This is a genomic window from Pseudomonas sp. LBUM1659, from assembly GCF_059716045.1.
The window spans coordinates 1,907,864-1,922,569 of the sequence record NZ_CP166797.1 but is presented as its reverse complement, the minus strand read 5'-3'; the positions used below and the strand labels follow the sequence as shown (position 1 = coordinate 1,922,569).

The window sequence follows — 14,706 nt, the reverse complement described above, 5'->3', positions numbered from 1 at the left end:
GAGATCGACATCGCTGTAGGAGCCCAGGCTTGCCTGCGATGGCGTCCTTGAGATCGACATCGCTGTAGGAGCACGGCTTGCCGGCGATGGCGTCCTTTAGATCGACATCGCTGTAGGAGCACGGCTTGCCGGCGATGGCGTCCTTTAGATCGACATCGCCGGCAAGCCGGGCTCCTACAGGGCTCGCATTACTCGCGCGGCACCAGGTCCAGACACACCGAGTTGATGCAATAACGCAGACCGGTGGGTGGCGGGCCATCCGGGAACACGTGCCCAAGGTGTGCATCACATTTGGCGCAGACCACTTCGGTGCGGATCATGCCGTGGCTGACGTCACGGATCTCGACCATCGCGCTGTCGCCGATCGGTGCGTAGAAGCTCGGCCAGCCGCAGCCGGAGTCAAATTTGGTTTTTGAATCGAACAGCGATTCGTTGCAGCAGATGCAATGGTAAACACCGTCAGTCTTGGTGCCGTTGTATTTACCGGAAAACGGTCGCTCGGTGCCTTTGAGGCGGCACACGTTGTACTGCTCCGGGTCGAGCATCGCCTTCCATTCTTCCAGGGTTTTTTCCAACTTTTCCATCATCACACCTCAGCAGCTGAAAAAGCCCGATCTGTACCTTTTCCACGGATCGGGCGGCACGTATGATTGCGCCTCGTCAAACGCCAGTCTGGCAGCCAGACCACGCGCATTCAAACGGATTTATGGGTGCTGCATTTCAAGGCGTCAGGCCTGTGTGAATACGCAGGATTCCCAGTACGGTAGTTCATACACCGCCTGGATCGTTCATTTTCGGGAACACATCGCCATGCAGGTCAGCAAATCGAACAAGCTCGCCAACGTCTGCTACGACATTCGCGGCCCAGTGCTCAAGCACGCCAAACGCCTGGAAGAGGAAGGCCATCGCATCCTCAAGCTGAACATTGGCAACCCGGCGCCTTTTGGTTTCGAAGCGCCGGACGAAATCCTCCAGGACGTGATCCGCAATTTGCCGACCGCCCAGGGCTATAGCGATTCCAAAGGCCTGTTCAGCGCGCGCAAGGCCGTGATGCAGTACTACCAGCAGAAGCAGGTTGAAGGCGTCGGCATCGAAGACATCTACCTGGGCAACGGCGTTTCCGAGCTTATCGTGATGTCGATGCAGGCCCTGCTCAACAACGGCGACGAAGTGCTGGTGCCGGCCCCGGACTATCCGCTGTGGACGGCCGCGGTCAGCCTGTCGGGCGGCAATCCGGTGCATTACCTGTGCGATGAGCAAGCCAACTGGTGGCCGGACCTGGCTGACATCAAGGCGAAGATCACCCCGAACACCAAGGCTCTGGTGATCATCAACCCGAACAACCCGACCGGCGCGGTGTATTCGAAGGAAGTATTGCTGGGCATGCTGGAACTGGCCCGTCAGCACAACCTGGTAGTGTTCTCCGACGAGATCTACGACAAGATCCTGTACGACGACGCCGTGCACATCTGCACCGCTTCCCTGGCCCCGGATCTGCTGTGCCTGACGTTCAACGGTCTGTCCAAGTCCTATCGCGTGGCGGGCTTCCGTTCCGGCTGGATCGCCATCTCCGGCCCGAAGCATCACGCGCAGAGCTACATCGAAGGCATCGACATGCTGGCCAACATGCGCCTATGCGCCAACGTGCCGAGCCAGCACGCGATCCAGACCGCACTGGGCGGCTACCAGAGCATCAATGACCTGGTCCTGCCCCAGGGCCGCTTGCTGGAACAGCGCAATCGCACCTGGGAACTGCTCAACGACATTCCGGGCGTGAGTTGCGTCAAGCCGATGGGCGCACTGTATGCATTCCCGCGAATCGACCCGAAAGTCTGCCCGATTCACAACGATGAAAAGTTCGTGCTCGACCTGCTGCTTTCCGAGAAGTTACTGGTGGTTCAGGGCACAGCCTTCAACTGGCCTTGGCCGGACCACTTCCGCGTGGTGACCCTGCCGCGCGTAGATGATCTGGAGATGGCCGTCGGCCGGATCGGCAACTTCCTCAAGTCCTACCGCCAGTAAGGGGTCTGTTGCCGTGCGACTTTTTGAGAAAGTCGTACGGCGATTAATTCAGCAACACATCTTTACGTCCTGCTGTACATCCTTGTTTCACGCCATGCCTGCTCACTTGTTCGGTGCTCGCGCCCAACAACCACGGGGGCTTGCCAGGCGCTTTGCCTGTCAAACACTTCCCATGCCCGCGTCGGAAATGCCCTGCAAGCGACTACACTGTTGCCGTAGGACACAGTTTGAAATAGTCACCCGGTTGAATAGCCCGATGCATCACCTTATATACCCCGCAGTACGCTACATCTTTAGCAAAAGGAGATTTCTACAACCATGATGCGCATCCTGCTGTTTTTGGCCACTAACCTGGCGGTCGTGCTGATTGCCAGCATCACCCTGAGCCTTTTCGGCTTCAACGGGTTCATGGCGGCCAACGGGGTTGATCTGAACCTCAATCAGCTGCTGATTTTCTGTGCGGTCTTTGGTTTTGCAGGTTCGCTGTTCTCGCTGTTCATCTCCAAATGGATGGCGAAGATGAGCACCAGCACCCAGATCATCACCCAGCCGCGTACCCGTCACGAGCAATGGCTGCTGCAAACCGTGGAGCAATTGTCCCGGGAAGCAGGGATCAAGATGCCTGAAGTCGGGATCTTCCCGGCCTACGAGGCGAACGCGTTCGCCACAGGCTGGAACAAAAACGACGCACTGGTCGCGGTTAGCCAAGGCTTGCTGGAGCGTTTCTCGCCAGATGAAGTAAAAGCCGTTTTGGCTCACGAAATTGGCCACGTGGCCAATGGCGACATGGTCACCCTGGCGTTGATTCAAGGCGTGGTGAACACCTTTGTGATGTTCTTCGCACGGATCATCGGCAACTTTGTCGACAAGGTGATCTTCAAGAACGAAGAAGGCCAGGGTATTGCCTACTACGTGGCAACCATCTTCGCCGAACTGGTCCTGGGCATTCTGGCCAGCTCCATCGTCATGTGGTTCTCGCGCAAGCGTGAATTCCGGGCCGACGAAGCCGGTGCACGCCTGGCCGGTACTGCCGCGATGATCGGCGCATTGCAACGCCTGCGCGCCGAACAGGGCCTGCCGGTGCACATGCCGGACACCCTGAACGCCTTTGGCATCAACGGTGGCATCAAGCAAGGGTTCGCCCGGATGTTCATGAGCCACCCACCGCTGGAAGAGCGTATCAACGCGCTGCATCGACTTCAGCGCTGATTGTTCAGCAATAAAAAAGAAGGCCCACAGTGATGCGGGCCTTTTTTATTTGCTTGATTGATGCAGTGCTCTTTGGGCCCCCATCGCGAGCAGGCTCGCTCCCACATTAGCTCTTCAGTGATTGCACAATTTGTGATCACCATAGATCCACTATGGGAGCCTGCTCGCGAAGGGGCAAGCAAACTCATCACACCTTAACGGCTGGAAACCCGATACACCCGTTCCTCAAGCCGAGTGACACCCGCCTCCAGGAATTTCTCGCTCGCACTCAGAACGTCCTGATCTTCCAGGATCTTCAGTGCCCACGATCCACCGAACAACCGCTGCACTTCATCATCCAGCACGGCAAACGGCGGGCCGTCCATTTGCGGCTGGTCATAGTCCAGGGTAATCAACAACCCCAGCGATTCCTTCGGCAAAATCCGCTTCAGGTGCGCGGCGTATTGCTCACGCATTTTCGGCGGCAAGGCAATCAACGCGGCGCGGTCATACAGTGCACTGCAATCAGCGACATCGCCTGCCGTCAACTCGAAGAAATCACCGCACCACAATTCGATTGATCCTGCGCGGTAAACCTTGAAAGGCCCTTGCTCACTGACGTCAGGATCAAACTGATGCTCATTGAAGAAATCCTCAATGGCTTTTTCCGACAGCTCAACGCCCAATACCTCATGGCCTGCGTGTGCAAGCCACAACAAATCCAGACTCTTTCCACACAGCGGCACCAGTACGCGCGCGCCGTCTTCCAGACCCAATTGTGGCCAGAAACGCTGCAGATGAGGATTCACCTCCGGCAGATGAAAGCCGATCTGATTCGACGCCCATCGTTTGTGCCAAAACTCCGGCTGCATAATTAATCCCGAAAATTCGATCAAAAGACCCTAAAACTTATATTAGATTTAGATCAATGATCTGACTGAAGATGACGCCATCTTACCCCTCAGGAGCTCTTTCATGTTCCCCAGCCTGTACATATCCCATGGCTCACCCATGTTGGCACTGGAACCGGGGGCCAGCGGGCCGGCCCTCGCTCGATTGGCCGCCGAACTGCCGAAACCAAAAGCCATCGTGATTGTATCCGCGCATTGGGAAAGCAATGAGCTACTCGTCAGCGGCAATCCCCAGCCGGAAACCTGGCACGACTTCGGCGGCTTTGCGCAGGCGTTGTTCGACGTTCAATACCCGGCACCCGGCAATCCCCAATTGGCGGCAGAGGTTGTCGAGTTACTGAAGGCCGCCGATCTGCCAGCACGCATCGATGCCAAGCGCCCGTTCGACCACGGTGTCTGGGTGCCTTTGACATTGATGTATCCGCAAGCCGACATCCCCATTGTGCAAGTCTCGCTGCCCACGCGTGGCGGCCCTGCCTTGCAAACCCGCGTCGGCCATGCCTTGGCCAGCCTGCGTGAGCACGGCGTATTGCTGATCGGCTCTGGCAGCATCACGCACAACCTGCGTGAACTTGACTGGCACGCCGGCCCGGAAAGCGTCGAGCCTTGGGCCAAATCATTCCGCGACTGGATGATCGAGAAACTCGCGGCCGACGATGAAGCGGCGCTGCACGATTATCGCCAGCAAGCGCCCAATGCCGTACGCAATCACCCTAGCGACGAGCATCTGCTGCCTTTGTACTTTGCTCGCGGGGCTGGGGGTGAGTTCAGCATTGCGCATCAGGGTTTCACCATGGGCGCGCTGGGCATGGACATTTATCGTTTTGGCTAACCAGTAGACCGAGTTACCCCCTTCGGTTAACAAGCCAGGCACAAAATGCAGGCAAAAAAAATCCCCGAACCAGTCGGGGATTTTTTATGTGCGATCAATCAGCTCAAAAGCGGATCAATCTTCGCGATAGCGACGCAGCTTCAGCTGCTTACCAGCAACGCGGGTGTCCTTCAGCTTGGTCAGCAACTTCTCCAGACCATCTTCCGGCAGCTCGACGAGGCTGAAGCTGTCACGTACCTGGATGCGGCCGATGGCTTCACGAGCCAAACCGCCTTCATTCAGGATAGCGCCCAGCAGGTTCTTGGCCGCGATACCATCACGCGCTCCCAGCGCGGTACGGCAACGAGCACGACCTTCGGCCAATGGGACCGGAGCACGACGCTCACGATCACCACGATCCGGACGATCACCGGTACGCTCTGGACGATCGCCACGCGGTGCGTTGTTCGGCACCAATGGACGTTCTTTCTCGATCGCAGCCAGGGTCAGCGCCTGAGCGTTGGTTGCCTTGCGCAGCAGAGCAGCCGCCAGTGCACGCGGGGTGCAACCGATGTCGGCAGTCAGGCGATCCAGCAGATCACCGTGAGTCGATTCGGCATCGGCAACCAGCGGCGACAGGCTGTTGGTCAGTTTCTTGATGCGGGCATCGAGAACGGCCTGAGCGTCCGGCAGGCGAACTTCGGCAACTTTTTGACCGGTTACACGCTCGATCACTTGCAGCATGCGGCGCTCACGCGGAGTCACCAGCAGCAGTGCACGACCTTCGCGACCGGCACGGCCGGTACGGCCGATACGGTGAACGTAGGATTCCGGATCGTACGGCATATCAACGTTGAACACGTGAGTGATACGCGGAACGTCCAGGCCACGAGCAGCAACGTCGGTCGCCACAACGATGTCCAGACGGCCATCCTTGAGGGATTCGATCACGCGCTCACGCTGGTTCTGAGCAATGTCACCGTTCAGCGCAGCGGCTTTGTAGCCTTTGGCTTCCAGGGCACTGGCCAGGTCCAGGGTCGCTTGCTTGGTGCGCACGAACATGATCAGGGCGTCGAAATCTTCCACTTCCAGCAGGCTCAATACAGCCGAGGTCTTCTGGTCAGCGTGAACCAACAGGTGAGCCTGTTCGATCGCGGTAACGGTCTGAGTCTTGGTCTGGATCTTCACGTGTTGCGGATCGCGCAGATGGCGTTCGGCAATGGCACGGATCGACTGCGGCAGGGTGGCCGAGAACAATACGGTCTGACGGGTTGCAGGCAGTGCCTTGAAGATGACTTCGAGGTCGTCCATGAAACCCAGCTTGAGCATTTCGTCCGCTTCGTCGAGGACCAGGTGGTTCACGGTAGCCAGGACTTTTTCGTCACGACGCAGGTGGTCGCACAGACGGCCCGGAGTGGCGACAACGATCTGTGCGCCATTACGGATTGCTTTCAGTTGTGGACCCATAGGGGCGCCGCCGTAAACGGCCACAACGGTAACGCCCGGCATTTGCTTGGCGTAGGTTTCGAAAGCGGTTGCTACTTGCAGCGCCAACTCACGGGTTGGCGCCAGGATCAGGGCTTGCGGCTCGCGCTTGGCAGGATCGATGCGATGCAGGATCGGCAGGGCGAACGCGGCGGTTTTACCGGTACCGGTTTGCGCTTGGCCAATCATGTCGTGGCCGGCCATGATGATCGGGATCGATTGCTGCTGAATAGCCGAAGGCTCTTCGTAGCCAGTCGCAATGACGGCTGCAAGGATATTCGGATTAAGATTAAAAGCGGCGAAGCCGCCGGTTTCCTGGGTCATGGGTCTGCCTCTAAGTGCATCCGCAAAGACCCATGCTCCAAAGCTGCGCATGCCGTGTAAGACTCAAGAGTCGCCCTGGCTGCTTTGTCGGCGGGGATTTGCGAAAACGAATGAATGAAAAAGATTCGTCAAGGGAGAGTCCGCTGTGCGGACGTGCAGCCGAAGCTGACTTCGGGGAATTGCGCTACCTAAACGCGGCCCGGTTAAAGGCCGGCGCGCACTATACCGGAATTCGCCCAAAAAGGGAGCATTATTTGTCGGAAAAACCCCAGATTCACGGTTGTGTCACAGCCTTTGCGGATATTCGTGTGAGGGTCTATTTTTCAAAAGCCCGGCCCTGCTGGCGATGAAGCTAAAACGGTTCATCGTTATCAGGCAGGCCTGCGGTCTGACACCCCCTTCCCGCCTGAGGAATTGCCCCATGAATCAGCCCGCTTGCAGTCGTGTCACCCGCGAACGACACGGTCATGTCCTGATGATCGGCCTGGATCGGGTGGCCAAGCGCAATGCCTTCGACCTTGAGCTGCTCAACGAACTGAGTCTGGCCTATGGCGAGTTCGAGGCTGACATCGACGCGCGGGTCGCGGTGGTGTTCGGCCATGGCGAACATTTCACCGCTGGGCTCGATCTGGTCAGCGCCAGCACGGCATTGGCCGAAGGCTGGCAAGCACCGCCGGGGGGCTGCGATCCGTGGGGTGTTTTTGCCGGCCCCCGAGTTAGCAAACCGGTGATTGTGGCCGCGCAGGGCTACTGCCTGACCATCGGCATCGAGTTGATGTTGGCCGCTGACATCAACCTGTGCGCCAGCAATACCCGATTCGCCCAGAAAGAAGTCCAGCGCGGTATTTTCCCGTTTGGCGGCGCGACATTGCGTCTGCACCAGGTGGCTGGCTGGGGTAATGCGATGCGCTGGCTGCTGACCGGTGACGAGTTCGATGCGCATGAAGCGTTGCATCTGGGATTGGTCCAGGAAGTCATGGCCAGCGAGGATCTGCTGCCACGAGCAATTGAATTGGCCGAACGGATTGCCAGCCAGGCGCCGCTGGGAGTGCAGGCGACGCTGATGTCTGCGCGACAGGCGCGTTATGAAGGGGAAACCGCGGCCGCGCAGGCGTTGCCGCCACTGGTGAAAAAGTTGATGGCGAGTGAGGATGCCAAGGAGGGGGTGCGGTCGATGGTCGAAAAGCGGCCAGGGGATTTCAAAGGGATCTGAGATCTGTGTTGGCTTTAATGGCCCCTTCGACTTGCTCGCGAAGGGGCCCGAACAGTCACCCCAAACTAAGTCGCCGGGCGAATCGCCTTGATCAACGACTGCAACGAATACCCCAATCGCGGCGCCAGCCCTTCAGCGCGAGCGATAAGCCCGTCCATGTCCAGTTCCTGAGCCAGCTCCGAAGGCACGATCAGAATTACATTGCCCTCCTTCACCGGCAGCTCCCAGTAATGCCGGTGATAAAGCCCACGCAACAACGCGGCACCCAACGGTTTGCCATCATCGGTGGCCCATTGGTTGATCACCAGCCAGCCACCCGGATTCAGGCGTTTCTGACAGTTTTCCAGAAAGCTCCAGGCTAGATGCCCGACACCCGGCCCGACATCGGTATAAAGGTCGACGAAGATCAGGTCCGCCGGCTCAGCGGTATCGAGTAGCTCTAGCGCATCACCGACGCGGATATACAGCCGAGGATCGTCATCCAGCCCGAGGTATTCAATGGCCAGACGCGGTACGTCGGGGCGCAATTCAATCGCTTCGACGTCTTCCAGCGGCAGGAACTTCAGGCATGCCTGGGTCAGCGTTCCCGCGCCAAGCCCCAGAAACAGCGCGCTTTCCGGCTGCTCGTGACACAGCGCACCGATCAGCATCGCCCGGGTATAGTCGTACTCGAGCCAGCTCGGATCAGCGGTAAAGACGCAGCTTTGCTCGATGGCATCGCCGAACTCCAGAAAACGGTAATCGGCCACTTCCAGCACGCGTATCACGCCGAACTCATCCTGTACCTCGGCGAGCAGATGCTCGACGCGCTCCTCAGTCATTTCGTCTCCTGATCGTTGCCGCGCCGGCATGTGATAAACAGCAGCGCAATAAAACCGCGAGCGGGCGCGGCAAAGGCGCGATTGTCCGCGAAGCGACGGGAACAGGTCACGCACTAATTGCTGATAACATAACCGTCCGAGCGTAAAACACTAGAGAACGTGATGAGCCAACCCTGGAGCCCTGACAGCTGGCGCGCCCTGCCGATCCAGCAACAACCCCACTACCCCGACGCCGCGCATTTGCAGCAGGTCGAGCAAACCCTGGCCAGTTATCCGCCGCTGGTGTTTGCCGGTGAGGCCCGGGAGTTGCGCCGTCAGTTTGCCGAAGTGACCCAAGGGCGCGCGTTTCTGTTGCAAGGTGGCGATTGCGCCGAGAGCTTTGCCGAGTTCTCCGCCGCGAAAATTCGTGACACGTTTAAAGTCTTGCTGCAAATGGCCATCGTCATGACCTTCGCCGCCGGTTGCCCGGTGGTCAAGGTCGGGCGCATGGCCGGTCAGTTCGCTAAACCGCGCTCAGCCAATGACGAAACCATCGATGGCGTGACCCTGCCCGCCTACCGTGGCGACATCGTCAACGGCATCGGTTTCGACGAAAAAAGCCGCGTGCCGGACCCGGAACGCCTGCTGCAGTCCTACCACCAGTCCACCGCGACCCTGAACTTGCTGCGCGCATTCGCTCAAGGCGGGTTTGCCGATCTGCATCAAGTGCACAAATGGAACCTGGATTTCATCGCCAACTCGGCACTGGCAGAAAAATACAGCCACCTGGCCAACCGCATCGATGAAACCTTGGCGTTCATGCGCGCCTGCGGCATGGACAGCTCGCCGCAACTGCGCGAAACCAGTTTCTTCACCGCCCACGAAGCACTGCTGCTGAACTACGAAGAAGCCTTCGTGCGGCGCGACAGCCTGACCAACGATTACTACGATTGCTCGGCGCACATGCTGTGGATCGGCGACCGCACCCGTCAACTCGATGGCGCGCACGTCGAATTCCTGCGCGGGGTGAATAACCCGATCGGGGTCAAGGTCGGCCCGAGCATGAACCCTGAAGACCTGATTCGCCTGATCGACGTGCTGAACCCGGACAACGATCCTGGTCGCCTGAACCTGATCGCGCGGATGGGCGCCAACAAGGTCGGCGATCACCTTCCGGCATTGATTCGTGCCGTGCAGCGCGAAGGCAAGCAAGTGCTCTGGAGCTCCGACCCGATGCACGGCAACACCATCAAGGCCAGCAGCGGCTACAAGACCCGCGACTTCGCGCAGATCCTTGGCGAGGTGAAGCAGTTCTTCCAGGTTCACCAAGCGGAAGGCAGCTATGCCGGTGGTATCCATATCGAGATGACCGGGCAGAATGTGACCGAATGCATTGGTGGGGCGCGGCCGATTACCGAGGATGGTTTGTCGGACCGGTATCACACCCATTGCGATCCGCGGATGAATGCTGATCAGTCGTTGGAATTGGCGTTTTTGATTGCTGAGACATTGAAGCAAGTTCGACGCTAGACCGCGTCGCGCCCTTCGAGAGCAAGCCCGCTCCCACATTCGACCGAGGTGTCCAGGCGGGCGCAATCTAATGTGGGAGCGGGCTTGCTCGCGAAGGGGCCAGTTTAATCACCGCCAATTCCAGCCAATGCCACTCTTAGCCTGCTGGCACTCACCCGCTGACAATTCAACTGCACCCGCTCAAGCCCCAACCAATCCGCCATCCGCCGCAAATTGACCGCCAAAGCCTGCATCCCTTCGTCATCCAGCCCCGGCTCTTCTTCATGCACGGCGTGCACCGCCAACCGCCCCAACGCCCGCTCCGCCCGCAGATCCACCCGCGCAGCAATCCGTTCGTTGTGCAAAAACGGCAACACGTAATAGCCGTAAACCCGCTTGTCCTGCGGTGTGTAAATCTCCAGCCGATAGCGAAAATCGAACAGGCGCTCGGTACGACTGCGTTCCCACACCAGCGAGTCAAACGGTGAAAGCAACGCACTGGCCTCGACCTTGCGCGGTACTTTCGGCTCGGGCAGGCAATAAGCCGCTTGCCGCCAGTCTTGCACTTCGCAGGTCAGCAGCGCCCCCACCTCGACCAGTTCCGCCAGACGCGCACGACTGTCTGCCGGGCTCATACGAAAATAGTCCCGCAGATCCTTTTCCGTACCGACACCCAACGCCCTCGCCGCGTGCAATAACAGTCCGCGCTGAGCCTCGGCTTCACTGGGCAAGGGCTGCTGCAAAATGGCCGGAGGAATTACCCGTTCCGGCAAATCATAAAGTCGTTCGAAACCACGTCGGCCCGCCACCGTCACTTCACCGGCGGCAAACAACCATTCCAAAGCATGCTTTTCCGCGCTCCAGTCCCACCACGGCCCGGCCCGTTCCTGACGGGTCGACAGACTTCCAGCACCCAGCGCACCGAGTTCTTCGACCGACGCAAGTACCCGGCGAATCGTGTCCTGCTGCTCACGTCCGAAACACGCCAGTTGCTGATAGATGTCTTCGCCGCGACTCGCGCGCTGCATGCGCCAGCGCATCAGGGGATACATCGACAACGGCAGCAACGACGCTTCGTGCCCCCAATATTCAAACAGAGTGCGACGCCGGCCCTGACTCCAGGCGGCCTGGTCGAGCAAATCAGAGGAGTAGTTACCGAGGCGGGAAAACAAGGGAAGGTAGTGCGAACGCACCAACGCATTGACCGAATCGATCTGCAGAATGCCCAGCCGCTCGATCAACCGGTTGAGCTGAACCGATTTGATCGCCGCTGGCGACTGGCGCCCGCTGAACCCTTGGGCAGCCAGTGCCAGACGTCGAGCCTGTTTATTGGAAAAGGACAACGTTGCGGGCATGAATACCTCCGTGTCTGCTCGCAACCTACCTCACCAGAGAGGGGTTTGTGTAGCAATGGCCTCATCATTTATGCATCGGATCATCCCAGAACGGTTTGACCGATTCATGTTCCACATCCGCGCGACTCATGCCGATGTCCTTCAGTGCCTCATCGCTCAAACTCGCCAACAACTCGCGTTCACGATGAAGTTCGTACCAGCGACTAAACTTGTGCAGCAGATCGGATACCGCGTGAATTGAGAATTTTTCTTCCGTTACATGCTCGTTATGACCTTTCATCTTGTTGTCCTCCGTTGGGGATGGCCCAAGTCTCGCGCCAGCGATAAGATCAATCCAACGAATGTTTCTGATGGTAACCATCTCGGAGATTGATGGATGTCGGCGTACCCCAGTATCGATACAGATGTGCTGCGTACCTTTGTCGCCATCGCCGACCAGGGCGGTTTTACCCGTGCCGGTGAAATGGTCAACCGCACGCAGTCGGCGGTGAGCATGCAGATGAAGCGTCTGGAAGAGGACGTGTTGCAGCGCCAGTTGTTCGAACGCGATGGGCGACAGGTCAAACTGACCGCCGAAGGCCAGGTTTTGCTGGGGTATGCGCGGCGCATCCTCAAACTCCACAGCGAGGTCTTCAATACGCTGCGTGAGCCGCACATGGTCGGCACCGTGCGCATCGGTACGCCGGATGATTATGTGATGCGCTTTCTGCCGGGGATTTTGTCGCGCTTCGCCAAGAGCTATCCGCTGATCCAGATCGAGGTTCACTGCGAATCATCAAAACAATTGCTGCAACGTCAGGATCTCGACCTGTCCATCGTGACCCGCGAACCCGGCACCGAGATTGGCCAGTTGCTGCGCAAGGAACGTTTCGTCTGGGCCGAGGCGCAATGCTACAGCGCCCATGAGCAGACGCCACTGCCACTGGCGATGTTCAACAGTGATTGTTTCTGCCGGTTGTGGGCGTGTAATGCGCTGGATGCGCTGGGCCGCGACTACCGCATTGCCTACAACAGTTCGAGCCTTTCAGCGTTGATGGCCGTGGTCAGCGCCGGGTTGGCGGTGACCGCGCAACTGGAAAGCCTGATCACCCCGGACATGCGCATCCTCGGTGACGCCGAAGGTCTGCCGCAGTTGCCGGAAGCCTGCATCATGCTCGTGCGCAACTTGCACAACCCGTCACCGATCACCGAGTGCCTGGCCGAGCACATCGTCGAAGGCTTCAAACTTTAAACGCGAGCATCAACGCGCAGAACACCAGAAAACCGCAGAACAACCCACGCAGCAGTCGCTCCGGCAGGGCGTGGGCGATCTTCACCCCCCAACTGATGCTCATCAATCCGCCAATGGCCAATGGCACTCCAATCAGCCAGTCCACCTGATGGTGCACCGCGTAAGTCACCAGGGTGACGCCGGTGCTCGGTAACGCCAGCGCCAGCGACAACCCTTGGGCCACCACTTGGCTGGTGCCGAACACGCTGGTCAACACCGGCGTCGCCACCACCGCCCCGCCCACGCCAAACAAACCGCCCATGGTCCCGGAGGCCGCTCCGAGCACACCCAGCCATGGCCATCCGTAATGCATCTGCGCAGAGGCCGGTGTGTTGGCGATAAACATGCGCGCCAGGTTGTAGGCCGACAAGGCCACCAGGAACGCGACAAAGCCGATTCGCATGGTTTGCGCGTCGATGCCGACCGCCCAGATCGATCCGATCCAGGCAAAGCAGAAACCCATCGACGCCAAGGGCAACGCGTGGCGCAACTCAATGCGATTGCGCTGGTGATAGCGCCACAGCGCCAGCATGACGTTGGGCACCACCATCACCAGCGCCGTACCTTGGGCGATTTGCTGATCGAGACCGAACAGTACGCCCAGCAGTGGAATCGCGATCAAGCCGCCGCCGATGCCGAACAACCCGCCGAGGGTGCCCAGGGCAGCGCCAAATACCAGGTACATCACGAACTCGATCACAGGCGATTTCCCTTTTGTCAGGGTGTTCATCCTACGCAGTCCGCGATGGCACGGAAACGCACAGCAACGCACAATGGCTGTGCCAACTTCGCACAAGCGCAGACTGACCATGAACCCGAATCAATTGACCGAACAACTTGGGTTGTTCCTTGATGTGCTGGAATCCGGGAGCTTCTCCGCTGCCTCCCGCCGCCATCCCCTGACCCATCGGCCGTGGCGCGGCGCATCGATAGCCTTGAAAAGGCGGTCGGCAGCCAGTTGTTCATCCGCAGCACCCACGCCGTGATGGCCACCCCCGCTGGCCTGGCCTTTGCCGAGCGGGCACGACGGATTGTCGCCGAGCTTCGGTTGGCCCGGGCCGAAGCCGTGTCCCTGAGCAGCGCACCCGAAGGCTTGATCAGAATGGATGCACCTGCCGCGTTCGGACGACGGCATCTGGCCCCGGTGATTGCCGATTTCCTGGTGCTTTACCCCGGACTCGACGTGCAACTGCACCTGATCGACAGTTTTGTCGATATGCAAGGCTTGAACCTGGGCAAGGTCGATCTGGTACTGCGCGCCGGTCAAATGGCCGACACCCGGCTGGTGGCCACGCCACTGGCGAGCATGGTGCGCATTGCCTGCGCCAGCCCGGACTATCTGCAACGCCGCGGCGTGCCGACCGAGCCAGCACAGTTGATCGATCACGACGGCCTCGATTGGGATGGCCTGGCCCCACCCTTCGCCTGGCGCTTCGAACGCGATGGCCAGATGCATTTGCACCGCCCGGCGCGGATCCGCATGAGCGCCAACAATGCCGAAGCGCTGGTCTGTGGCGCTTTGGCCGGATTGGGCATCGCCCACCTGCCGACTTGGCTGGCGAGCGAATACCTTCTGCGGGGTGAACTGCTGCCGCTGTTTTGCGAAAACGGCCTGCCAACACCGGAAACCGCCGGCATCTATGCCTTGCGACTGGCGCAACAGCCCAACTCGCGCAGCCGCTTGTTGCTGGAATACCTGAAGACTCGCTTCAGCCCTGTCCCGCCGTGGGATCTGGCACTGCAAAACACTCTGGATCGCCACTAGCCCAGAATTATCTGGCGCATTAAAGATTCGCCCGCTAGATTCTGAGGATTACC

13 protein-coding genes and 1 pseudogene are annotated in these 14,706 nt (G+C 59.1%); 7 read left to right on the top strand and 7 right to left on the bottom strand.

From position 1 onward, the window contains the following. Nucleotides 1-188: 188 nt before the first annotated feature. Nucleotides 189-584 (bottom strand): peptide-methionine (R)-S-oxide reductase MsrB, encoded by a 396-nt coding sequence (gene msrB, locus ACA048_RS08740; protein ID WP_497628774.1) that lies wholly within the window; start codon nucleotides 582-584, stop codon nucleotides 189-191. Nucleotides 585-810: 226 nt separating this feature from the next. Here msrB and ACA048_RS08735 point away from each other — a divergent pair, with 226 nt between their 5' ends. Both ACA048_RS08735 and htpX read left to right on the top strand, forming a co-directional pair. Next, a complete protein-coding gene (locus tag ACA048_RS08735) occupies nucleotides 811-2,022 on the top strand; it encodes a pyridoxal phosphate-dependent aminotransferase (RefSeq protein ID WP_007943708.1) in 1,212 nt (403 codons plus the stop codon). Nucleotides 2,023-2,340: 318 nt separating this feature from the next. Next, nucleotides 2,341-3,231, top strand: a complete 891-nt coding sequence (htpX, locus tag ACA048_RS08730; protein ID WP_027925729.1) for a protease HtpX — start codon at nucleotides 2,341-2,343, stop codon at nucleotides 3,229-3,231. A 194-nt stretch (nucleotides 3,232-3,425) separates the two neighbouring features. Here htpX and ACA048_RS08725 read toward each other — a convergent pair whose 3' ends face one another. Next, nucleotides 3,426-4,082 (bottom strand): thiopurine S-methyltransferase, encoded by a 657-nt coding sequence (locus tag ACA048_RS08725; protein WP_497628773.1) that lies wholly within the window; start codon nucleotides 4,080-4,082, stop codon nucleotides 3,426-3,428. A gap of 103 nt (nucleotides 4,083-4,185) precedes the next feature. Between ACA048_RS08725 and ACA048_RS08720 the strand changes: the two genes are divergently transcribed. Beyond that, on the top strand, nucleotides 4,186-4,953 hold the full coding sequence (locus ACA048_RS08720; protein ID WP_497628772.1) for a DODA-type extradiol aromatic ring-opening family dioxygenase: 768 nt from the start codon (nucleotides 4,186-4,188) through the stop codon (nucleotides 4,951-4,953). Between the two features lie 114 nt (nucleotides 4,954-5,067). Here the strand turns inward: ACA048_RS08720 and ACA048_RS08715 are convergent, their stop codons facing one another. Continuing rightward, complete coding sequence (locus ACA048_RS08715) at nucleotides 5,068-6,741, bottom strand: DEAD/DEAH box helicase (RefSeq protein WP_007943712.1); 1,674 nt, start codon at nucleotides 6,739-6,741, stop codon at nucleotides 5,068-5,070. Between the two features lie 421 nt (nucleotides 6,742-7,162). On the opposite strand from ACA048_RS08715, the gene ACA048_RS08710 reads away from it, so the two are divergent. After that, nucleotides 7,163-7,954, top strand: coding sequence for a crotonase/enoyl-CoA hydratase family protein (locus ACA048_RS08710; protein ID WP_497628771.1), 792 nt, complete (start codon nucleotides 7,163-7,165; stop codon nucleotides 7,952-7,954). Between the two features lie 65 nt (nucleotides 7,955-8,019). On the opposite strand, the gene ACA048_RS08705 is transcribed toward ACA048_RS08710, so the two are convergent. Next, nucleotides 8,020-8,775 carry a spermidine synthase gene (locus ACA048_RS08705; protein WP_497628770.1) on the bottom strand — a complete coding sequence of 252 codons (756 nt, stop codon included), beginning with the start codon at nucleotides 8,773-8,775 and terminating at the stop codon, nucleotides 8,020-8,022. Between the two features lie 162 nt (nucleotides 8,776-8,937). On the opposite strand from ACA048_RS08705, the gene ACA048_RS08700 reads away from it, so the two are divergent. Continuing rightward, on the top strand, nucleotides 8,938-10,284 hold the full coding sequence (locus ACA048_RS08700; protein ID WP_452625515.1) for a class II 3-deoxy-7-phosphoheptulonate synthase: 1,347 nt from the start codon (nucleotides 8,938-8,940) through the stop codon (nucleotides 10,282-10,284). 104 nt (nucleotides 10,285-10,388) lie between these two features. Here the strand turns inward: ACA048_RS08700 and ACA048_RS08695 are convergent, their stop codons facing one another. Then, a complete protein-coding gene (locus ACA048_RS08695; protein WP_497628769.1) occupies nucleotides 10,389-11,618 on the bottom strand; it encodes a winged helix-turn-helix domain-containing protein in 1,230 nt (409 codons plus the stop codon). Between the two features lie 64 nt (nucleotides 11,619-11,682). After that, nucleotides 11,683-11,898 (bottom strand): DUF1127 domain-containing protein, encoded by a 216-nt coding sequence (locus ACA048_RS08690; RefSeq protein WP_497628768.1) that lies wholly within the window; start codon nucleotides 11,896-11,898, stop codon nucleotides 11,683-11,685. Nucleotides 11,899-11,994: 96 nt separating this feature from the next. On the opposite strand from ACA048_RS08690, the gene ACA048_RS08685 reads away from it, so the two are divergent. Next, nucleotides 11,995-12,849 carry a LysR substrate-binding domain-containing protein gene (locus ACA048_RS08685; RefSeq protein ID WP_497628767.1) on the top strand — a complete coding sequence of 285 codons (855 nt, stop codon included), beginning with the start codon at nucleotides 11,995-11,997 and terminating at the stop codon, nucleotides 12,847-12,849. Here ACA048_RS08685 and ACA048_RS08680 read toward each other — a convergent pair. Further along, on the bottom strand, nucleotides 12,839-13,588 hold the full coding sequence (locus ACA048_RS08680) for a sulfite exporter TauE/SafE family protein (protein WP_497629827.1): 750 nt from the start codon (nucleotides 13,586-13,588) through the stop codon (nucleotides 12,839-12,841). The two genes, ACA048_RS08685 and ACA048_RS08680, sit on opposite strands and share 11 nt — an antisense overlap. A gap of 109 nt (nucleotides 13,589-13,697) precedes the next feature. Between ACA048_RS08680 and ACA048_RS08675 the strand changes: the two are divergent. Beyond that, nucleotides 13,698-14,653 (top strand): annotated as a pseudogene (locus tag ACA048_RS08675) (LysR family transcriptional regulator). Nucleotides 14,654-14,706: the final 53 nt, after the last annotated feature.